Below are 20,511 nucleotides of genomic sequence, written 5' to 3' on the forward strand. Positions count from 1 at the left end.
CAATCCACTTCGATTGAACGGGTTGGTTTCCCAAATCCAGAACATTCGTTAACTGTGTCACGAATTTTTCGCCATAACTTTGGTTTCCAGTGATCGTTTTCACACTTAGATGGAAATCATTTGGAAACCGGTTTCCAAATGATTTCCTAGCGTGCATATTGAATAGGCATTCAAGATTCTGGAGAAGAAAAAATGAAAAAAATTATGCTTTGCTGCTCTGCTGGTATGTCTACCTCTCTACTGGTTAAGAAAATGGAAGCGTCTGCGCAAGAACGCGGTATCGAGGCTGAAATCAAAGCATTTGGCGCAAGTGAGTTTGACGTTCAAGTAGGCAACTACGAAGTCGTTCTACTTGGTCCTCAAGTGAAATACATGCAAGCAGATTTCCAAAAGAAAGCAGATGCTCACGGCATCAAGGTTGAGCCAATCAACATGATGGATTACGGCATGCAAAAAGGCGATAAGGTGCTTGATTTTGCACTAGAACTTATCGGCTAACTTCTTTTTGCTCGGTGTCCCCCCTTGGTCACTTTTTGACGCCGAGCTTTTCTTAATTTTATCCTAACGAGAGTAACGACATGGGCGCTATGTACGACAAAATGGTCAACGTTATCGAGCAAAAGGTCACCCCTATTGCCGGTAAGATTGGTCAACAAAAATACATCACTTCTATACGTGACGGCTTTATTGCCGCACTACCTTTTATGATTGTTGGTTCTTTCATGCTGGTGTTTATCTTTCCTCCGTTTTCTGCGGAAACAACTTGGGGATTTGCACGCGCATGGCTAGATTTTTCTGAGACGTATCGTGAGCAGTTGATGCTGCCATTCAACTTGAGTATGGGGATCATGACCATATTCATATCGGTGGGGATAGCGTCCAGCTTGGCTCGCCATCACGATCTTGATCCTGTTACGACAGGTCTACTATCACTAATGAGCTTCCTGCTTGTTGCTGCGCCAGTACAAGACGGCATGCTGTCAATGCAGTACTTCTCGGGCCAAGGTATCTTCACGGCAATCATTACTGCATTGTACTCAACGGAAGTTTACGCATACCTGAAGCGCAACAACATCACCATCAAGCTTCCACCTGAAGTTCCAACGGGTGTTGCGCGCTCATTCGAAATCCTAATTCCTGTATTGGCGATCATCATTACGCTTCATCCACTAAACCTGTTCATCGAAGCACAAACTGGCATGATCATCCCAGAAGCGATTATGGCCCTAGTTCAACCTCTAGTTTCTGCATCTGACACGCTTCCGGCAGTTCTACTAGCAGTACTGGTTTGTCAAATCCTATGGTTTGCAGGTATCCACGGTGCACTTATTGTAACTGGCATCATGAACCCATTCTGGATGGCTAACCTTTCAGTTAACCAAGCAGCAATGGCTGCTGGTGAAGCAATCCCGCACATCTTTGTTCAAGGTTTCTGGGATCACTACCTACTTATCGGTGGTGTAGGTTCGACGCTTCCACTTGCGTTCCTACTACTTCGTAGTAAAGCTGTTCACCTACGCACTATTGGTAAGATGGGTACCGTACCAGGTCTATTTAACATCAACGAACCAATTCTGTTTGGTGCGCCAATCATCATGAACCCAGTGTTCTTCCTACCATTCATCTTGGTACCAATGGTGAACGCGACTCTAGGTTGGTTTGCTCTTGACTGGGGTCTAGTGGAGCGCGTGGTTTCTCTAACGCCATGGACAACACCAGGACCTATCGGTGCATCGTGGGCAGCTAACTGGGCATTCAGTCCTGTCATCATGTGCTTCATCTGTATGGCTATGTCGGCAATGATGTACCTACCGTTCCTAAAAGCTTATGAGAAGCAACTTCTAGAGCAAGAAGCAGCGGACGAGAAGAAGCAACAAGAAGCTGAAGGTCAACCAGTAACAGCTTAATCAACCAGTTATTAGTAACAACAAACGCAGTTGGCACAAATAATAAAAAAGTCGCCCCCTAGTCTTAATTGGGGTTGAGCGTGGGGCGACACTTCCTACCTTCGGGTAGACACCATTTAAGATTTAAGAGGTACGTAAAATGGAAACTATGGATTTAGAAGAACAAGTCATGGGCATCATCATCAACGCGGGTCAATCTCGCAGCCTATGTTATGAAGCGCTTCGCCATGCTAAAAACGGCGAGTTCGAAGAAGCAGAAGGTTTGATGAAAGAAGCACAAGAGTTCGCAAACCAAGCTCACCTAGTGCAGACCCAACTTATCGAAGCTGACGAAGGCACAGGTAAAATGAAGATGACGCTAGTCATGGTTCACGCACAAGATCACCTGATGACCTCTATGCTCGCAAAAGAGCTCGTCGCAGAGATGATTGAACTACATAAGCGTACTGCTAAGTAATTCAGTCTCACCTTACTTTTTCCAGTTTTTCGACCAGACACGGAGCGAGTCAGGCAAGAAAACGTCTTATAGGAGCGTTTTCAATATCTTTGGTCGAAGCAGCTTGGTCGTAGCAGGCCAGTCGTGCTCCATACACTAAGCTGCTTTTTTTTCTCGCCCTACATAACCTCTCATCAGACTTGGATCACTACCTCTGAAAGAGTACAATAACGGAAATCTTGGGAAACGGTTTCCCAGTTCTAGAAACTCTATGAATCTATTAAGGTTGTTGTCATGGCTACTATCACCGATGTCTCTCTGCTAGCAAACGTATCGAAAGCGACCGTTTCTCGCGTGATGAGCGGAAGCCGTGGCGTTAAACCTGAGAGTCGTGAGGCCGTATTACGTGCTGCAGAAGAGCTGAACTACCGCCCAAATGCCGCTGCGCAAACACTAGCAAATCAACGCTCTGATTATATTGGTGTGATTCTCTCATCTAGCGATGCAGGACAAGTTTCTACCTATCTGCCACTACTTGCAAAGTCATTGAAAGCAAAAGGCAAACACATGCTGGTGCAATTTGCAGAAACTGCAGATGAGCAAGTTCGCATGGTGGAAGAACTCAACCAGAGACACTGTGACGCTATCATCTCGCTCGGTGGCACCGTCGAGGCTCTAGCCAACGACAATGTTATTGCTGTCGACAGTTTGGCGAGCGCCGAGCATGCCATCGGATACGACTATAAGTTTGCTGCTGAGAGCGCATGTCGATTCTTATCGAGTAAAGGACATGCAAGTATCGCCATCGTAGTGGATGATGAAAGCTACGCATCAACACAGGTTCTCGAAGGCTATAAAACATCACTGCAAAACTCGGCAATGCCAGTTAATCGACAGCTTATCGTCACAGCAAATGGCAATAATGAACAAGCGATTATGTCGCTATTAAACAGCTATCACCCGTTCACGGCGCTGGTCGTTATGCGCGACAGTCAAGCCGCAGTAGCAATGAACCTGTTTAGAGATTTCAACTTAGCGACGCCGCAAGAGGTCTCAATCGTATCACTAGAAGATTCTCAATTGGCAAGTCAGCTTAATCCACCGCTCACCTGTATCAGCTACCCTTCCCAACAGATTGTTGATATGGCGATGGAGCAATTAGATGCGATTCTAGACGACAAACCAATGTCGAATAAGCCTCTGATTACTGGCCGCCTTGTTACTCGTGAATCGGTTATCAATCGTAGCTAGTCACTAATACCAAAAAAGCTAAAAGCCACCAAGAAATAGGAACGTTGTTCAGAACACGCTCCTTTTAGTTTTTTGGCTAAACACGTTTTTCCGACCAATCGACCGACATTTTAAAATACCAGACACCTGATTTGTTGAACGCTTCACCTTCAACTGCTAACCCAAATTTCTTATAGAAATCTTGAGCACTCACTCTGGCATCACACCAATAGTAATCAGCACCCAAAGCACGAACTGATGCAATGGTATGCTCTAGCATCTTGGTACCAATTCCCTGTCTTTGGTAGTCCTCTAACGTCGCAAACTTTCTTAGCCTTGCCGTTTTGCCATCCAAGTAAACCGACGCTACACACACCAGTCGATCGTTAACCAGCGCTCCATAATGAAGCGCTTGCTCGTCACCTTCCACTCTACAAAATGATTCCGGCTTATCTGGCCACAAAACCTGATGTCTTATTGGCAATACTTCATCGGCTGTCAGCGTTTTGATTTCCATCTTTGTTCCAATTGCTCCCAGGTGTAATAGCAGAGTTATTTTATCGCTATTCTCCTTATTTTCTCCACATTTTGCTCATTTTCTCCACTCAGTCTTCATCGACACTAATGCTTCATTATTGCCAATGAGAGAAACCCCATGAAGAAAACTGTATTCGCACTTTGTATCGTACTGATCGCTACCGCTTTCCAGCCAGCTTTTGCTAAAGGGGAACACAGAAAGCCACCTTCATTTGAAGAAATGGATACCAATGGTGATGGTTTGCTGAGTAAAGATGAACTGCGAGGCCCGCTACTGGATGACTTCGACAAGTTTGATAGCGACGGTGATGGCTTCCTGTCTGAGTCTGAGCTTCCTGAGCCACCTGAGCGTCCGAAACGCGATAGCTAATCAACTTTAGTCTCTTCGCTGCATAACGGTTCTGTTATGCAGTGTGCTCCTCATTTATATGGAAATAAGGTCTTTACGTGTCCAAGGTATTTCACTTTCCTTTAGTTTGCGCTTTGCTAACCTACCCCATTGTTACTTCTGCTGCTTTGTACCGAGTCGTCGAAGTGGATACATCTTCAACTACCACAGCCAATGAGTATTACTCCGCTGCGATTTCACCTTCATCATCAACATGGTGTTTTGAAGATAGCTGCTACGACAGTCAATACACCGTTCTTGGCTACAGTATGAATGGCATGGAAGGTGTCCCTCTCGACCAAGAAGTCGCGTTCGGCGTCGATAATCACTTCTACTATCTCGATTATGATTCGCTTTATTCCTACTGCGAGAGCGAGCTGGGTTATGCGACATGTGAGGCGTGGGCAAGTAATCGATGGTACGGTGATGCCAGTACGGGAGTTGGTGGACTCGAGAGCATTCAAGATGCGTTCTACAACGCCAATTACTCTCCACTTTATCACTCGTTTATGGAAAACGACGCCGAACTTGGCATCGAACCTCAAGTCCCCTCTGGATATGAAGAAGCGATATTTTCTGTCGGCAATACCACTGAGTTAAAAGCCCGCGCTATCGACTCGGAGGGACGTATTATTGCTAACGCAAATAGTGGTTACTTTGACTATGACGGTTATTATGTCCAGCCATACAGTAGCCGCGGCCTAATAATTGATGGAAGCCAATCAACATCTCTTAAGCCCCAAGCTAACACTACGTTGAGCTTTGCGGACGCAGAAGGCGAGCAGTTGATCGTTGAAGAGATGGGCTCAACTATTGCGTATGATAGTTTCACCTACCCCATCTCTGGTGAGGAAAGCCAAACCTATATCATAGGCAGCGCTTCGGTCGCCACTTTCGATTATTCAGACTCCTCAAAATACTACAACTCTTTGGATGTCAGCGAGTGTATTGAGTTTGAGCAACCTATTTTGGGTAGCGCATGTCAACACTTTGGTTTCGCAAGCCAGGCATTTATCTGGTCACTCGAAGACAATGGAGAAACACGTTTTCCCGCAAGCAGCTGGGCCACTAGCTACGACAACTATGACTATGCCACAGCTCAAGCCAGCGCCCGCGCAGCTACGATTGTTGAGCGAGAAGACAGCGAATACCAAGGTCTACCCGTGCTCGTCGGATTTAACACTGAGTTAGCAGATGATGACTTGATAATGCAAGCTGCCGTCTATTACCCAGCAAGCACCAGCAACTTTTCTGTCGATGAGAACGCGTGGACATCGGTATTTATCAACAACGCCAAACTCGAGTACGACGACAGTTATTACTACAGCAACTCGCTGGCAACCGACATCAATTCACAGTTGATTGTTATTGGTGAAACCAAGAGATTAGGAAGCGTACCGGAAGGCGGAGCGGCGGCAAATCGCATGTTTGTTGCAGATGCTGGCCAATCGTCGCCTTCTGCCACCTATTTTAGCGATTTATCACAGTCTATTTTCTTCACTAGCGCTGGCGGTAATGCGAATGCCATCAACACCTACAATGAAATTGTCGGAGAGGTTGATGCAGAAAGTCACACAGAAATTGATGGACCACAACGCCGTCGACGTGGGTTTATCTTCCCATACAGTGGCGTCGGAAGTGACGAAGATAGAATGGCGATATTTAGCTCGCGAGCGTGGTGGCTAGATGACCTTACTAATGGTGGCAGCTACGGTGATTTAAACAACGCTTATCGAATCGTTACCGCATCCGACATCAACGACGCGGGCGTCATTTCAGCGACTGCTATTAAATGTGCATCTGGCTATGACAACACCGATCATTTTGCCACTTGTGGCAATGGTTTAGAAACTGAAACCGTGGTCGCGGTTAAACTCATTCCTATTCAGGGTGCGACAAGTGCCGATATCGAAAGTCGCTCAGTGGATACCTCCACAGTCAGTCGTGAAGGAGCGAGCGTTACCCTCCTGAGTCTATTTTTCTTACTCGCATTTAGAGTACTTAGAGACTCGTTGCTACCAAATAGTTCTAGCGTCTAGTTTCTGTTCTAACTATACGTTTTCTCTAATGCTTTTCTAAGAATATCCACAACTGCGTTTGTGGATATTTCTGCTTACGCTGATAGTATCAGCTCAATACAAAACCCCAACACCAGCCATGTTGGATGGGTTTGGAATCAGCACGTGATTTATTTAGAGAGGAGTCCAAGGATGGACTAAGCAAAGAGAGAAGAATGAGAAACCTACAAGCAAAATACCTAGTGTGGAAACTCCAACGCATGGGTTTAGTCGCAGCCTACTGCAAGTTTGCCAGACGTATCAGCGTAATAACTAAGCACGGTACCCTTCACTTCTATTCAACGAGCGTAAGACGCGGACTGGCTTTTGGTAGTAGTCGATTGTCTATTCGCGAAGTCATTTCAATCTGCAAATAACGTATAAACCGAATACTAGAGACGATATTCATGAAACGAATTCTTAGCATTCTGTAACAATCTTTGATAGCTCTAACGATCAACTCTGTCCATCTCGATGAAGAAATTGGAGTGGTGGTTGTTCCTCCAAACCCAGAATTACTAGATGGTGCAGATGACGATACGAACAACAGTAGCTAACTAGTTTTAACAAAACAATTTGAAACACCTGTTAATCAATCGCCTAAACCATGCAAAATCCTTGCTTTAAAATGGTAATAATTCATGGCAATTATAGTTAAGACTTTTATTTTGATTTCATAATTCTATGCGACATTTCGAACCAACATCTCATTAAATACCCAAATTTTCATTCGACACAATTCCTAAACAAAAGTGAAATAAATCAAACCTATGATTCACCCTACTTTTTTAGTAGGACATAGATAATGAAGTTTAAGTCACTTTCGCTCGCCGTTTTGGGTGCTATCGCACTTGCCGGTTGTAATAGCTCAAGTTCAGATAGCAACGATAACATCGTTGAACCGATTGAAGGGCTCAAAGTCGCCTTCATGCCTGACATCCATTTTCACGATGTTTACGGTGTATTTGAAGATGGGTCTTTCGATGGCTTACCAAATAGCGAATCAGGGCTGAATGCAACAATTCGTACAATGCAGTCTCAGATGGAATCAACACGTCTATTCAATGAAAACTACTTTGCAATGATCGCTGCACTTGATGATGTTGTTGCTCGCGGCATTAAGTATGTTGCGCTTCCTGGAGACTTTAGTGATGACGGCCAACCAGTTCATATGCGCGGTCTAGTACGCATTTTCGACCAATATAGAGAAAAGCACGGTCTAGAGTTCTTTGCAGCTCCAGGTAACCACGATCCTGTTAGACCATTTACAATCGCAGCTGGTAAAGGCGATTTCTTAGGTGTAGACGGCAAACAACAGCGCATATACTCCAGAGATGGCGCTGACGAATGTGTGGGGTACGACGGTGATTGGGCGCACATTGATGCAGGCTATGAGCTACCAACAATCTGTACTGAGGAAATCCAAGAGTGGGGTTACTTTGAAATCATGGATATCCTTGGACACCATGGATTCTTCCCTCAGTCTAACTATGTTTACTTTGAAACCCCGTACAGTTCCGAGGAGGCACGTAATAACTACTCTTTAGAGCTTGCTCAAAAAGAAGCAGCATTTGAGCGACGCCAATACGAAATCTGCCATGAAGGAACAGGTGGTGAATACAAAAAAGACGACTACACAGCTTGCTCGTATATTCCAGACTCAACTTATCTCGTTGAGCCGGTAGAGGGCTTATGGCTTATGGCCATCGATGCCAACGTCTATGTTCCCGTAGCGGGAGGCGATGATAACTCCACCAATGGCAAAAATTTCGATGGAAGCTCAAACGCGGGTTACAACAAGATGTTAACCCATAAAGAGCATGTCATTGACTGGATTGAAGCTACCGTAAAAGCGGCGAAAGAACAGAACAAGGTATTATTTTCCTTCAGTCATTTCCCAATGACCGACTTCTACAATGGCGCGTCTGAAGAAATTGAAGATATCTTCGGCGAAGGAAACTTTCAGCTAAAACGTGTGCCTGAGGACGATACGAGTAAAGCTTTAGCCGCAACCGGCCTAAGTATCCATGTTGGCGGTCATATGCACTTTAACGATACCGGCGTGAAACAGTACGAAATTGATGGTGAAACCTACACGCTATTCAATATCCAAGCACCTTCGTTAGCTGGCTACATTCCGGCGTACAAAATTCTCGAAATAAAGCCGGATCATCAAGTTGAAGTAGAAACTGCAGTAATCAAAAATGTACCTCGTTTTAACGAGTTATTTGAGCATTACGCTATTGAGCAAGAACACTTAGAATCGATCGGTAAAGACGATCGTTGGAACCGAGAGATCCTGAACGCTGAAACTTACTACGATCTGACCGACTGGCATATCCGTGAGCTAACTCGACTTCGTTTCCTTCCCCGCGAGTGGCCAGAAGACGTCAAGAGAATGCTATTCAACATGGATGGCGATCAGATGCTAATACTCTCACAACTTCAGACAGATATCACCGTATGCCAACTACGAGAAGCATTAAGCGAAGTAAGTGACGTTGAACCTTGTGTTTCGGGTTTTGAGGACCAAGATACCCTTGAGCAATTTATGCTTGAGTGGAATCTAGCTAAAGTCAAAGCTCGCGATTTAGCACGCAGTTCTGGGCTTACTCTTGGCCATTTCGCACTATGGAACGGTGAAGATCTAGCACTTGATTTTTATCGCCTACGTAACGCTGACGAACTCGCGTTTCGCGATATCGATCCAGACCGTCTACCGCAGTATAAAGTACTTAGTGAAGCCCTTTCTGAAATCGACATCGACATAACTATCGAGGAAGCTGACAGCGAAGATACGACCGTTGGTCACGCATTCAAGGTACGCTTTGGTACTTTGTTCTATATCTTAGAGCGTTTCGCGACTGGTGAAGCTTCAGATCACTTCTTGATTGATGTTGAGAAAGGTGAAATTTATGATCTTAAGACTGTATTTGACCGAGATAGTCTTTGATTATCAGTAGTGACTGATTACGACTTGCACAATGAATGCTGCGCCTCTCGTGCGCAGCTTTTTATATTTTAACTCGATTACGCTACATCACATCAATAACCTTACTATCGCCGTCCGCCTGATATCGAGCCCAAATCTGTTCGAGACTCTCTTGGTTGAGAACTATTTCTTTTTCTTGCAAAAACTCTTCATTATAGAGCTTTGAGTAAGAACGGTCAGCGAGGTCGCAACTAAACGTCACGATCGTCTTCCCCTTACCCATTCTCGCCGCAGTATAAAATGCACCTGCTACATTGAGCGATGAACTGCTACCCAAGACAATGCCATCATGCTCCGCAACTAATCGAGAAATGGTCACGAGATCTTGGTCTGGCAACGTGATCGCATGATCAATTTTCGCCTTTCTAAAGTTTTCAACGGTTCGCATAATACCGATGCCCTCGGTAAACGAGCTGCCTCTTGATTGATATTGACCTTCCTTCAAAAATGAATAAATACCTGAACCATCAGGATCGACGAGCCAAGTCTTTAGATTTGGTTTTTGCTGTGATAGGTAGTGCGAGTTACCCGCAATCGTGCCGCCCGTCCCTACTACCGAGACTAACGCGTCGATATTACCTTGAGTTTGTTGCCAGATTTCGGGACCGGTATTTAGATAGTGAGCTCGATAGTTGCTCAAGTTTTCAAATTGGTCGGCCCACCAACAGTCTTCTCGCTCCGCCCCTATTCGCTTGGCCGTGTGATAAAAATGGTCAGGATTCGCAAAAGGACAAGGATCAACCAGCAAGAGATCTGCACCGTAGAGTGAAATCATCCGCTCTTTCTCTATTGCCTGACCTTTTGGCATAACCACCAACATTTTGTAACCAAGCGCTTTTGCCACCAAGGCTAAGCCGATCCCGGTATTGCCAGCCGTCCCTTCGACGATGGTCATGCCTGGCTTAAGTTTGCCTGCAGCGATTGCATCGGTAACTAGCTGCAATGCAGCTCTATCTTTGATTGAACCACCCGGATTTTGCTGTTCACATTTTAAAAGAATATCGCAGCCAGAAATCTCTGAAAGGCTGTTGATTCTGACGAGATCGGTGTTGCCAATGAGCTCACTTACGTTGTTTGCTTTTGGTGCGATTGACATGACAGCTCCACTTATTAATCGATTAACTGATTGATATTCATAAGCGTAGCTCTGAGGCTTACTTAGTCAAGGGAGCAACGAATTGGAAAAGTTCTCATTATCCGAATAGCATTTATAATCAATAGGGTTCAAATCGATTAAGGACAGAGACCATGTTTTTAAAAGAGAGAAAGAGTGGCGACCTCGTAGATGTCGTGGAAATGAGAAGACTGACTAACTTATTCCAAGATAGTGTTGAAGGTCGACTTCAGCCAGGGGAAGAGCAGCAAGACCCACAAGAATTTAAGAAGTCTGATTTGGTTTTTATGTCCGGTGAAGAGCTACCACGCTGTTGGACGGATCCGAATTACCGCTCCAAAGCTAAGTAGTTCAGCGAGCTCTAGGACTTAGACTTCACAACTTCAAAGAAACCAAACGAGGAAAACCACTAATAGAGAATATTAGTGGTTTTCTTTTGCTAGAGCAGTTTGTTCTTGTATTGCTCCGGTGTCTGGCCCGAATACTTCTTGAACATCGAGATAAATGGGCTTGCTTGGTTATAACCTAGCGTAAATGCCACCTCTTTGACCGAATGTCCACTACGCAATAAATCCATCGAAAACAGATAACGCACCCTCAAGCGCCACTCAGTAAAGCTCATTCCAAGCTCACTTTGACAGTATCGCGCTAACGTCCGCTCTGTCGTATGAACTTTGGACGCCCACTCTTTAAGACTAATGTCGTTCGTCGGCTCCTCCTCAATCGCAGCAAGGATCGGTGCAAGATACTTGTTATTACTTGATGGCAAAAAATGGTGCTGCTCTTGCTGATCGCTCAGTTGATCCAAAAGAACTTGGATTAATCGCTTATCTTTTTCTGACTCCGCCACATTCACACTACGATGGCGAAAATCTTCGATGATCGACGATACAATTGGGGTAACTTTTATCAGGCTCGTGGTTTCTGGAAAGCTATCAGTAAGCTCATGAGCGATGTTCAGTGAGCAATACTCTAGGGGTTTTCTATTATAGCTGCAGTGCATTACGCCAGCCGGCACCCAAATCGCAAGATGAGGCGGTGCGAGAAATCGAGTGTCCTGGGCCTCCATCTCAAGAATCCCACCACTGATCAGTTGTACTTGCCCCCACGGATGACAGTGAACGCGTGTTTCGGTATTGGAAAGAAACGCATCGAAGTTCATGAAAACATTGGATGGCATCTTGTCGATGGACAAAGATGGGTGCAGATTTCTAGTGTGTTTTTTCAACTTGTCTTCCTATCGCGCGCAATGTCGTTTTAAAGATACATGCAATTATATCGACCTGTCACACTATGTATACCCAAGTGACCCCAAGATGCAAATTCAGAGTACTAGACAGGGTTTATATCAAGGTAAATGTCCGCAGGAATGGCAGTCCATTTCAAGGAGATTTGACGCCGAGATAAGCCCTGTCTAGTACTCCCTTCGGGCGAGTTTGCTTGGTCCGCAGCCTTTGTTGGCGACTTTCTGCGTAGAGCCACTATGCATTCAAGTCGCCGCCGTGTCTGCAAACCAAGCAAATCTCGCTGAACCAACATCTTGGGGTTACTTGGGTATATCTACTTACAAAACGCGATGAGGTTCACAGTGGTCTATCTTCTCCCTTTCTTTACCGTGCTCATATGGGGCGGTAACGCTATTGTGAACAAGCTTTCAGCCTCTGCTATCGAACCTAGCGCGATGAGTTTTTATCGCTGGGCACTCGCGATTTTAGTGATGACACCGTTTTGTCTCCCAAAAATAAAACGCTATTGGCCAGAGATCCGTCGCAACAGCGGCAAACTCGCGTTCCTTGCTTTATTAGGTATGGTGCTCAACCAATCGTTAGGCTACTACGCCGCAGCGACCACCACGGCATCGAACATGGCCCTTATTACCTCGCTCGTTCCGCTGCTTGCTGTCTTTATCTCAGTACCTCTATTGGGCAAACGTATTTCACGATTGAGCATCGTAGGCGGTGTCATTTCTCTCGCAGGTCTTGCTTTTATGCTGGGGCAAGGAGATGTCGCATTCTTTGTGCACCAAGATGTTTCTCAAGGTGATGGTCTAATGGTCCTGGCAGCCGTGGTTTATGCGACATACTGCGTTTTACTTAAACGTTGGAAGATGCAACTCTCTAGCTGGATGCTCATTTACACGCAAGGGGTATTTGCGGTCATCATGCTGTTCCCACTCTTACTGACCAGTCATCAGGTGATGCCGACTCAAGCCTCACTACCGTTGATCGCCTACGCAGGTTTACTCGGTTCACTTATCGCTCCACTTCTTTGGGTAAAATCCATCGACCTTATTGGTGCGGACAGCAGTGCAATGTTTATGAACCTGCTACCCGTAATAGCTGTAGCGCTCGCAGCCATGCTACTTGGCGAAACCATCACTCAGTTTCACCTTATTGGCGGACTCATGGTGATCTCTGGCGTTATTCTGTCACAAATCAAAACGAGAAAAATGCAGCCCACCACAGAAGGTGTGGCGCAAAATCTCACTATTGATAAGCAGTAACTGGGGCAAAACCATCTAAAAAATCGAGTCCATAAGTCGTAGCACCTTGTTAACAATTTTGTCATACTAAACACCTTAGAAGCTTAAAATGTCGGTCGAACTAAACCACATGGACTGAGAGTAAGCAGCTCAAATAAAAAGGATTACACAAATGAGTAGTGGCAGAAGAGAGACAACCCTTCGTTTTCTTGCTGAACCGGGCGATGTTAATTTCGGTGGCAAGGTACACGGTGGTGCCGTGATGAAATGGATCGATTTAGCAGCCTATGCATGTAGCGCCGCTTGGAGTGGCAAATACTGTATTACGGCTTATGCGGGTGGTATTCGATTTGTTCAGCCGATTCATGTCGGCAACTTGGTCGAGGTTAGCGCAAAGGTCATTTATACCGGCAGATCCTCAATGCACATCGCTATCGACGTACAGGCAAGTGATCCCAAAGAGCTACAGAATAGACTCACCACACACTGTATCGTGATTATGGTCGCAGTCGACGAAGACGGTAAACCCACTTCAGTGCCAGAATGGGTGCCGGAGAGTGAAGAAGACATCAAACTTCGCGACTCCGCGATCAAGCTAATGAACATGCGTAAAGAGATTGGCGAAGAGATGGAAGCGCACGTTAAGTATCTCAAGTAATGCCCTGCTAGCTTCACCTCATGACAGAAGGCAGATCTCGTGACGAAGATCTGCCTTTTCTAACAAGGTCTCATCTACGCCCTAAACTCACCCCAAAAGGATGAGTTTTTGCTAAACGACTTCATCTACACTCGCCGCATATGATAGATTTTTCCTATATCCTGAGAGTGAGCATTGAGAGATCTTATGTCTACCCTTCCGATCGATAATAACAATCAAAAAATACACTTATACCAAATCTTCACACGCCTATACGGCAACAAAAAGACATCCAATAAACCTTGGGGAACTGCCGAGGAGAATGGTGTTGGTAAGTTTAGTGACATCAACGAATCTGCCCTTACCGCAATAAAAGAGCTCGGCATGACACACGTTTGGTACACTGGTGTCCCTCATCATGCCCTAGTGCGTGACTACACTGAGTTTGGCATCAGCAATGATCACCCTGCGGTTGTTAAAGGTCGTGCAGGTTCGCCCTATGCGGTCAAAGACTATTACTCGGTAAACCCTGACTTAGCGGACAACCCAGCGAACCGAAACGAGGAATTTCGCGAGCTTATCCAGCGCACCCACGAAGTGGGCCTTAAAGTCATCATTGATATCGTGCCTAATCACGTGGCTAGGCAATATCAAGGTCTCAACAACCCACTTGGTGTTACGGACTTTGGTGCAGAGGATGACACCGGCTTAGAGTACTCACGCGAAAACAATTTCTACTACATTCCCAACCAAGGATTTGAGTTACCGGATATTCCCGACCATCTTGCTCCGCTAGGCGGGGAACCACATCCGCTGCTGGCTACACCTTACCTTGAGTATCCAGCGAAATGGACAGGCAATGGCTCACGCAGCGCAAAACCAAATGTCGATGATTGGTACGAAACTGTTAAGGTCAATTACGGCATCAGACCTGATGGCACAAAAGATTTTCCAGAACTGCCAGAGTGTTATCGAAGCAAAAATGCACAGCAACATGCCGACTTTTGGTATGCCAAAGATGTGCCTAGCTCTTGGAGAAAATTTCGAGACATAGCACTCTACTGGCTAGAACAAGGGGTTGATGGGTTTCGCTATGATATGGCCGAAATGGTGCCTGTCGAGTTTTGGAGCTTTCTCAACTCATCCATCAAAATGAAGAACCCACAAGCATTCCTGGTTGCTGAGGTCTATCAACCTCATTTGTATCGCGATTACATACATCTTGGAAAGATGGACGCGCTGTACGACAAGGTCGACTTATACGACACCCTGAAAGGCATTGTTCACGGTCATACGCGCACCAGTGAAATCACTCGAATTCAAAATGAGCTCGCAGATATCGAGCCGAATATGCTTCACTTCCTCGATAATCACGATGAACAGCGTATTCCTTGTGAAACCTTTGCTGGCAGTGCAGAAGCGGCTCTGCCAGCTATGGTCTTATCCGCGACTATCAGCCGAGCGCCAACCATGCTCTACTTCGGACAGGAAGTAGGTGAAGCCGGTTCAGAAATGGCAGGTTTCGGGCAGCCGACAAGAACCTCTATCTTTGACTATATCGGCGTACCAGCACACCAACGTTGGATGAACGATGGCGCTTTTGATGGCGGTCAGAGTACCCAGCAAGAGATACAGTTGCGGGACTACTATCAGCGTCTGATGCAAGTTTCACTCTCTTGCCCAGCCTTTAAAGGTGGCATGGTCCCTATAGGTATAGAGCATGATTCAGCGCATGGAGAACTTGCCCACAGGCTTTACGGGTTTGTTCGTAGCTGGAAGGAGCATAAGGCATTGGTTGTCACCAACTTTGATGCTAATAGCGCTACCACGTGCCCTATCGCACTATCAGAGGCCAGTTTTGATGCTTTGGCGCTGCCGGATGGCAACTACCCTCTTAGCTGTTCACTAGAGCCAAGTAGATCCGCCGTCCTACGTGTGCAACAAGGCCGAGCAGTACTCGATATGAACATAAAGCCATTAGCCTCACATATTTTCGAACTGACCTCTGTTGCAAAGTAGCCTCAGAAACTCAGGCGTGCCTTAGCTTAAATGCTGCGGCACGTCATTTAGGTAACTCAGATCACAAAGCAATCAGGTGAAATAGAAATAAACTATACCACTATAAACTTAGCCTATTTTCTCTTCCTCCAACATCAGACTATTCTGGGTCCAATGCAAATGGACAGGATAGTCATAATGAAAACACTAAAAACATCCTTAACTGCTTTAGCACTAACAACGTCAATGGCTACACCCGCACTCGCGGTCACCGAAGGTGAACTGCTTATCTGGATCAACAGTGATAAAGGCTATGAAGGACTCGCAGAAGTCGGCCGTCAGTTTGAAGAAGATACCGGCATCAAGGTCAGTGTTCAGTTTCCTGAGTCTCTGGAAGCTCGTTTTCAACAAGTGGCGGCTACTGGCGATGGCCCCGATATTATTTTCTGGGCTCATGATAGATTTGGAGGCTATGCGGAATCCGGCTTACTCCGTGAAGTAAATCCAAGCAAAGAGTTTCAGGAGAAACTGGTCGACTTTAGCTGGGATGCCGTCAATTACAAAGGTAAATTGATTGGCTATCCTCTCGCCATTGAGGCTATCTCACTTATCTACAACAAAGACCTATTGCCAGAACCTCCAAGCACATGGGAAGAGCTGCCAGAAATTCACGCCAAAATGGCAGCGCAAGGCAAAGGTACTATGATGTGGGATGTGAAAAACGCCTACTTCACCTGGCCAATTGTTTCAGCAGGCACCTACTCATTCGCGAAAACTGCAGATGGTCATGATGCAAATGACATTGGCATCAACAACCAACAAGCGCAAGAAAACTTGGCATTCCTATTAGATATGAAGCAGCATGGCATATTCGACCCTGGAATGGACTACGCCAACGCCGAGTCATCGTTCGTTAAAGGTCAAGTCGCAATGACCATCAACGGACCTTGGTCATGGGGCAACCTCGACAAGGCAGGTATTAATTATGGTGTGGCTACCTTCCCTACTTTGGATGGCCATAAGTCCAACCCATTTGTTGGTATTTTAAGTGCGGGTATCAGCTCCGCGAGTCCAAATGAAGATTTGGCGGTTGAGTTCATTGAGAACTATTTGTTTACTGATGATGCTTTAGAGACCATCAACAACGATAAACCTCTGGGGGCTGTCACTCTCAAGTCATTCCAACAATCATTAGAATCCGATGACAGGATCCGTTCTACCATGATTAACGCCGAAAACGGTGAAATCATGCCAGCCTTACCGCAAATGATGACGTTCTGGATGTCAGAGGGCGCAGCCATTGAGAACGCTCTCACCGGCCGTCAAACGGTCAAAGCCGCTTTAGCCACAGCAGAGAAACAGTTAGTGAAGTAACCTTCACCTTAGTTTGGACCTAAATGGTTTTGCCCACACTAGCAGGTGGGCTTTTTTCTATCTGCAACTTTTTCTATCTGCAAATAGCGAAGTTGTTAGCAAATATATTAATGGAAAGTTGGCAAAGCCTCGCCCTAGCTAGAAGCATCTACGCAAAAGCCACGTGAGAACAACACCTTGACGTTGTCACTTCTTACATATCGAACATTTAATTGTAAATGGACGATCACACTCTGCTCTGGATTCACAAAACCGACATGGAATTAACCCACAATACTGGCTATACACAAATATACCGCCAAACGATCCTCGAAGGATCGAACGCGTAAAAAGAGCTGATGTGTCCGTCAACCTAGCGTGATAGCATCAGTGTTAGTTGAATATAGGAGAGCTAATATGGACCGTACTTGCCCAATGTGTAATACCCCTATGATTGAGAGAAACACAGAACACGTATGCCCTAGAAATGAGATCGGTGATTGCTCCTATGACCCCTACTACCATGAGCTAGAAATTGAGATTGAGCTAGATAAAGAGGGTGATCGCTCGTTCTAGTTTCAGACAAAGCGCAATGCAAAAGGCGAACTAAGTATTTAGTTCGCCTTTTGCTTTTTTAAACACCTATTCAGATAGTTAGGTTAACTGAATGACCATCGCATCGTATGGCTGCAACATTAAACTATTGAGGTTTTCAAGCTTACCACGTCCATTTGAGAGTAAGATATTTTGGTTAAACTCATTATATTGGCTCAGATCTACCTGGTGATTTTCACTGCTGAAGTTAGCAACAACCAATAGACTCTCTTCACCAAGATGACGCAAATAAGCAAACACGTCTTCATGCTCTTCTAGTAGAGGGCGAAACTCTCCATACACTATGGACTTGTGCTGCTTACGAAGAGAAATTAACGCTTTATAGTAGTGATAAATTGAGTCGTCGGACGCTAAATCCTTCTCCGCATTCACCTCTGTGTAGTTTGGATTCACCTCAATCCATGGCGTACCTTTTGTAAAGCCAGCTTGCGGCTCTGTAGACCACTGCATAGGCGTACGGGCATTGTCTCGACCATTTTCTTGCAGCGCTTGCATCATCTCGTCATGACTGATACCTGCGTCTGTCTTGACCTTATAAAAGTTCAGCGACTCGATATCTCGGTATTGCTCAAGATGCTCAAAGTTTGCGTTGGTCATACCAATCTCTTCACCTTGATAGATATATGGAGTACCTTTAAGGCAATGCAAAACGGTAGCCAGCATTTTCGCAGACTTAACACGATGCTCTCCATCATCGCCATACTTCGACACTGCACGAGGAAGATCATGGTTATTCCAGAATAATGAATTCCAACCTGTATCTTTGAGCTCTAGTTGCCACTTCGTTAGTACTTCCTTAAAAGCCCTTAAATCTAACTTAGCAGGCTGCCATTTATCCCCGTCTTTCCAAGTTAAGGTGATATGTTCAAACTGGAACACCATTGACAGCTCACCTCGTTCAGGTGCGCTGTATAATTTGGCTATCTCCGGCGTTGCGCCCCAAGTTTCTCCTACTGTCAGCAAGTCCTTATCACCAAACGTCGCTTGGTTCATTTTCTGAAGGAGTGGATGCAGGCGCGGTCCATTGCCTGTGATGCCCTTGTCGATATCTTTACCAATAAGATCGATAACATCGAGTCGGAAACCCCCAATCCCCTTCTCTATCCACCAGTTCATCATTTGATGGACTTCATCGTGGACCTTTGAGTTTTCCCAATTTAAATCTGGCTGTTTTTTGGAGAACAAGTGAAGGTAGTACTGCTGAGTCTGCTCGTGCCACTCCCATGCACTGCCACCAAATATGGATTCCAAATCGCTAGGCGCACTGCCGTCGGGCTTTGCATCTCGCCAAACGTAGTAATCGCGATATGGCGAGTCTTTTGACTCACAGGCTTGTTGAAACCAAGAATGTTCATCGGATGTGTGGTTGACAACAAGGTCCATCACGATACGAATATTCTTTTGTTTGGCTTCCTCGATCAGTGCTTCCATATCCTGCATAGAGCCAAACTCAGGGGCAATGGCTTGATAATTAGAAATATCGTAGCCGTTATCATCCATCGGAGATTGATAGACAGGCGACAACCAAAGAACATCGACGCCCAAACCTGCCAAATAATCGAGCTTTGAGCGAATACCATTTAGGTCACCAATACCATCACCGTTGGAATCGCAAAAGCTTCGCGGGTAGATTTGATAGACCACAGAGTCATGCCACCATTTTTGTTCCATGAACCGATCCTTTACTAATATTGATTTGCCACCACTTTACGAAGTTCATGCTGGGATTAAAAATAGAATCTTCGTATAATCCTATAGTTTTTTTATATAGCAGAGCTTTCGATGCCATGGCACTAAATAAATCGATAAAGTACTTCTTAGCGGTAGCAAAACACGGCAATATCAAACGTGCCTCTGATGAACTCTACATTAGCCAACCCTCACTCACCGCGGCGATCAAAAAGCTAGAAAGCGAGATGGGAGCACCACTTTTCAACCGTCTCTCAAAAGGCGTGGAGCTGACCGCTTATGGTCTTAAGTTTCGTGAGTTTGCTCAAGAACAACAAGAGCATTACTTTGCGCTAAAACACCAGTTTAATGATATGCAGCAGCGTCAGTTTGGTAAGGTGAAAATTGGTACTGGTGAAGTGTGGTGGGAAGGGTTTGTTAAGCGATCGGTGATGGATTATCAAGCAATGCATCCAGCGAGTTCTTTTCACCTAGAGTTTGGCAACAATCTCTCTTTGCTGCATCACTTGATCCAGGGTGATATAGATTTATTTATAGGTCATGAGGTTTCAGACCTGTCCGAATCCTGCCGCGTCGCGTTCCAACCTTTGTTTCAAGACTTCGAAGCGCTCTATGTTTCAAATCGCCATCCCCTCGCCACTGGCATCTCTGATCACAGTGTTATAAGTAATTACCCCTTGCTCAGAGTGACGCCAAGCCATCCAAGGCATCAATCTGTCCTATTAAATGGTCTACCACATGATGAACTGCTCGACGAGCGGATCATCTATGACGTGGACTCAGTGATGGCGAGTATAGATATGCTTCATATGACACAAGCCGTAATGCCATACAGCCATAGAGCACAAGCATGGTTGAAAAAACACAACATCGTTGCCGCGTATCTAGATAGCGAAAAAATCGGAAACATTGGTATCTACACCAAACAAGGGGAAGCGAAACGAAACGTGGATGAGTTAGTTGAACTTCTGAAGTCCAACGCTGATATCGCGTACACAAATGTAAAATCCCTGTAAGGTCACTCGATTGTCATCTTTCTTTCATTAAAGTTTGATGTAATCGCGACTCCTATTTTA

At 45.4% G+C, this 20,511-nt stretch carries 19 protein-coding genes; 15 read left to right on the forward strand and 4 right to left on the reverse strand.

The window, feature by feature from the left end:
* Positions 1–192 precede the first annotated feature (192 nt).
* The 4 genes from J4N45_RS25220 to J4N45_RS25235 all read left to right on the forward strand — a co-directional run bounded on the left by J4N45_RS25220 (position 193) and on the right by J4N45_RS25235 (position 3,594).
* A complete protein-coding gene (locus J4N45_RS25220; RefSeq protein WP_042470000.1) occupies positions 193–498 on the forward strand; it encodes a PTS sugar transporter subunit IIB in 306 nt (101 codons plus the stop codon).
* 80 nt (positions 499–578) lie between these two features.
* On the forward strand, positions 579–1,907 hold the full coding sequence (locus tag J4N45_RS25225; protein ID WP_252015328.1) for a PTS sugar transporter subunit IIC: 1,329 nt from the start codon (positions 579–581) through the stop codon (positions 1,905–1,907).
* Between the two features lie 148 nt (positions 1,908–2,055).
* Entirely contained in the window at positions 2,056–2,364 is a 309-nt protein-coding gene (gene chbA, locus J4N45_RS25230) for a PTS N,N'-diacetylchitobiose transporter subunit IIA (RefSeq protein WP_031496580.1), read from the forward strand.
* Between the two features lie 273 nt (positions 2,365–2,637).
* Positions 2,638–3,594: a LacI family DNA-binding transcriptional regulator gene (locus tag J4N45_RS25235; RefSeq protein WP_252015329.1), complete on the forward strand. Its 957-nt coding sequence runs from the start codon at positions 2,638–2,640 to the stop codon at positions 3,592–3,594.
* A 76-nt stretch (positions 3,595–3,670) separates the two neighbouring features.
* Here J4N45_RS25235 and J4N45_RS25240 read toward each other — a convergent pair whose 3' ends face one another.
* Positions 3,671–4,090, reverse strand: coding sequence for a GNAT family N-acetyltransferase (locus J4N45_RS25240; protein ID WP_252015331.1), 420 nt, complete (start codon positions 4,088–4,090; stop codon positions 3,671–3,673).
* A 138-nt stretch (positions 4,091–4,228) separates the two neighbouring features.
* Here J4N45_RS25240 and J4N45_RS25245 point away from each other — a divergent pair, with 138 nt between their 5' ends.
* The 4 genes from J4N45_RS25245 (at position 4,229) to J4N45_RS25260 (ending at position 9,508) form a co-directional block, all read left to right on the forward strand.
* Entirely contained in the window at positions 4,229–4,480 is a 252-nt protein-coding gene (locus J4N45_RS25245) for an EF-hand domain-containing protein (protein WP_042469993.1), read from the forward strand.
* Between the two features lie 77 nt (positions 4,481–4,557).
* The gene (locus tag J4N45_RS25250) at positions 4,558–6,537 is read left to right on the forward strand and encodes a DUF3466 family protein (protein ID WP_252015333.1); all 1,980 of its coding nucleotides are present in this window, start codon (positions 4,558–4,560) and stop codon (positions 6,535–6,537) included.
* Between the two features lie 194 nt (positions 6,538–6,731).
* Positions 6,732–6,932, forward strand: a complete 201-nt coding sequence (locus J4N45_RS25255; protein ID WP_252015335.1) for a hypothetical protein — start codon at positions 6,732–6,734, stop codon at positions 6,930–6,932.
* A gap of 428 nt (positions 6,933–7,360) precedes the next feature.
* Positions 7,361–9,508, forward strand: a complete 2,148-nt coding sequence (locus tag J4N45_RS25260; protein ID WP_252015337.1) for a metallophosphoesterase family protein — start codon at positions 7,361–7,363, stop codon at positions 9,506–9,508.
* Positions 9,509–9,590: 82 nt separating this feature from the next.
* Here J4N45_RS25260 and J4N45_RS25265 read toward each other — a convergent pair whose 3' ends face one another.
* Entirely contained in the window at positions 9,591–10,643 is a 1,053-nt protein-coding gene (locus J4N45_RS25265; protein ID WP_252015339.1) for a cysteine synthase A, read from the reverse strand.
* Between the two features lie 152 nt (positions 10,644–10,795).
* On the opposite strand from J4N45_RS25265, the gene J4N45_RS25270 reads away from it, so the two are divergent.
* A complete protein-coding gene (locus J4N45_RS25270) occupies positions 10,796–11,011 on the forward strand; it encodes an acetyltransferase (protein ID WP_234496377.1) in 216 nt (71 codons plus the stop codon).
* Between the two features lie 89 nt (positions 11,012–11,100).
* Here J4N45_RS25270 and J4N45_RS25275 read toward each other — a convergent pair whose 3' ends face one another.
* A complete protein-coding gene (locus J4N45_RS25275) occupies positions 11,101–11,889 on the reverse strand; it encodes an AraC family transcriptional regulator (protein ID WP_042469984.1) in 789 nt (262 codons plus the stop codon).
* 360 nt (positions 11,890–12,249) lie between these two features.
* Here J4N45_RS25275 and J4N45_RS25280 point away from each other — a divergent pair, with 360 nt between their 5' ends.
* The 5 genes from J4N45_RS25280 to J4N45_RS25300 all read left to right on the forward strand — a co-directional run bounded on the left by J4N45_RS25280 (position 12,250) and on the right by J4N45_RS25300 (position 17,707).
* Positions 12,250–13,164: a DMT family transporter gene (locus J4N45_RS25280; protein ID WP_252015341.1), complete on the forward strand. Its 915-nt coding sequence runs from the start codon at positions 12,250–12,252 to the stop codon at positions 13,162–13,164.
* Between the two features lie 151 nt (positions 13,165–13,315).
* Positions 13,316–13,801 carry an acyl-CoA thioesterase gene (locus J4N45_RS25285; RefSeq protein WP_042469983.1) on the forward strand — a complete coding sequence of 162 codons (486 nt, stop codon included), beginning with the start codon at positions 13,316–13,318 and terminating at the stop codon, positions 13,799–13,801.
* A 186-nt stretch (positions 13,802–13,987) separates the two neighbouring features.
* Positions 13,988–15,799, forward strand: a complete 1,812-nt coding sequence (locus J4N45_RS25290) for an alpha-amylase family protein (protein WP_252015343.1) — start codon at positions 13,988–13,990, stop codon at positions 15,797–15,799.
* 177 nt (positions 15,800–15,976) lie between these two features.
* Complete coding sequence (gene malE, locus J4N45_RS25295) at positions 15,977–17,152, forward strand: maltose/maltodextrin ABC transporter substrate-binding protein MalE (protein WP_252015346.1); 1,176 nt, start codon at positions 15,977–15,979, stop codon at positions 17,150–17,152.
* Positions 17,153–17,548: 396 nt separating this feature from the next.
* On the forward strand, positions 17,549–17,707 hold the full coding sequence (locus tag J4N45_RS25300) for a hypothetical protein (protein WP_197058645.1): 159 nt from the start codon (positions 17,549–17,551) through the stop codon (positions 17,705–17,707).
* Between the two features lie 78 nt (positions 17,708–17,785).
* Here the strand turns inward: J4N45_RS25300 and J4N45_RS25305 are convergent, their stop codons facing one another.
* A complete protein-coding gene (locus J4N45_RS25305; protein ID WP_252015347.1) occupies positions 17,786–19,417 on the reverse strand; it encodes a glycoside hydrolase family 13 protein in 1,632 nt (543 codons plus the stop codon).
* 116 nt (positions 19,418–19,533) lie between these two features.
* Between J4N45_RS25305 and J4N45_RS25310 the strand changes: the two genes are divergently transcribed.
* Positions 19,534–20,451 (forward strand): LysR family transcriptional regulator, encoded by a 918-nt coding sequence (locus J4N45_RS25310; protein WP_252015349.1) that lies wholly within the window; start codon positions 19,534–19,536, stop codon positions 20,449–20,451.
* Positions 20,452–20,511: the final 60 nt, after the last annotated feature.

The sequence above is a fragment of the Vibrio sp. SCSIO 43140 genome, from assembly GCF_023716585.1.
Taxonomy (GTDB): Bacteria; Pseudomonadota; Gammaproteobacteria; order Enterobacterales; family Vibrionaceae; genus Vibrio; species Vibrio maritimus_B.

Excerpts from the sequence above, each read along its gene's own strand:
- J4N45_RS25220 (WP_042470000.1), top strand. The coding sequence starts at position 193 with ATGAAAAAAATTATGCTTTGCTGCTCTGCTGGTATGTCTACCTCTCTA.
- J4N45_RS25225 (WP_252015328.1), top strand. The coding sequence starts at position 579 with ATGGGCGCTATGTACGACAAAATGGTCAACGTTATCGAGCAAAAGGTC.
- chbA (WP_031496580.1), top strand. The coding sequence starts at position 2,056 with ATGGATTTAGAAGAACAAGTCATGGGCATCATCATCAACGCGGGTCAA.
- J4N45_RS25235 (WP_252015329.1), top strand. The coding sequence starts at position 2,638 with ATGGCTACTATCACCGATGTCTCTCTGCTAGCAAACGTATCGAAAGCG.
- J4N45_RS25240 (WP_252015331.1), bottom strand. The coding sequence starts at position 4,090 with ATGGAAATCAAAACGCTGACAGCCGATGAAGTATTGCCAATAAGACAT.
- J4N45_RS25245 (WP_042469993.1), top strand. The coding sequence starts at position 4,229 with ATGAAGAAAACTGTATTCGCACTTTGTATCGTACTGATCGCTACCGCT.
- J4N45_RS25255 (WP_252015335.1), top strand. The coding sequence starts at position 6,732 with ATGAGAAACCTACAAGCAAAATACCTAGTGTGGAAACTCCAACGCATG.
- J4N45_RS25260 (WP_252015337.1), top strand. The coding sequence starts at position 7,361 with ATGAAGTTTAAGTCACTTTCGCTCGCCGTTTTGGGTGCTATCGCACTT.
- J4N45_RS25265 (WP_252015339.1), bottom strand. The coding sequence starts at position 10,643 with ATGTCAATCGCACCAAAAGCAAACAACGTAAGTGAGCTCATTGGCAAC.
- J4N45_RS25270 (WP_234496377.1), top strand. The coding sequence starts at position 10,796 with ATGTTTTTAAAAGAGAGAAAGAGTGGCGACCTCGTAGATGTCGTGGAA.
- J4N45_RS25285 (WP_042469983.1), top strand. The coding sequence starts at position 13,316 with ATGAGTAGTGGCAGAAGAGAGACAACCCTTCGTTTTCTTGCTGAACCG.
- J4N45_RS25290 (WP_252015343.1), top strand. The coding sequence starts at position 13,988 with ATGTCTACCCTTCCGATCGATAATAACAATCAAAAAATACACTTATAC.
- malE (WP_252015346.1), top strand. The coding sequence starts at position 15,977 with ATGAAAACACTAAAAACATCCTTAACTGCTTTAGCACTAACAACGTCA.
- J4N45_RS25300 (WP_197058645.1), top strand. The coding sequence starts at position 17,549 with ATGGACCGTACTTGCCCAATGTGTAATACCCCTATGATTGAGAGAAAC.
- J4N45_RS25305 (WP_252015347.1), bottom strand. The coding sequence starts at position 19,417 with ATGGAACAAAAATGGTGGCATGACTCTGTGGTCTATCAAATCTACCCG.
- J4N45_RS25310 (WP_252015349.1), top strand. The coding sequence starts at position 19,534 with ATGGCACTAAATAAATCGATAAAGTACTTCTTAGCGGTAGCAAAACAC.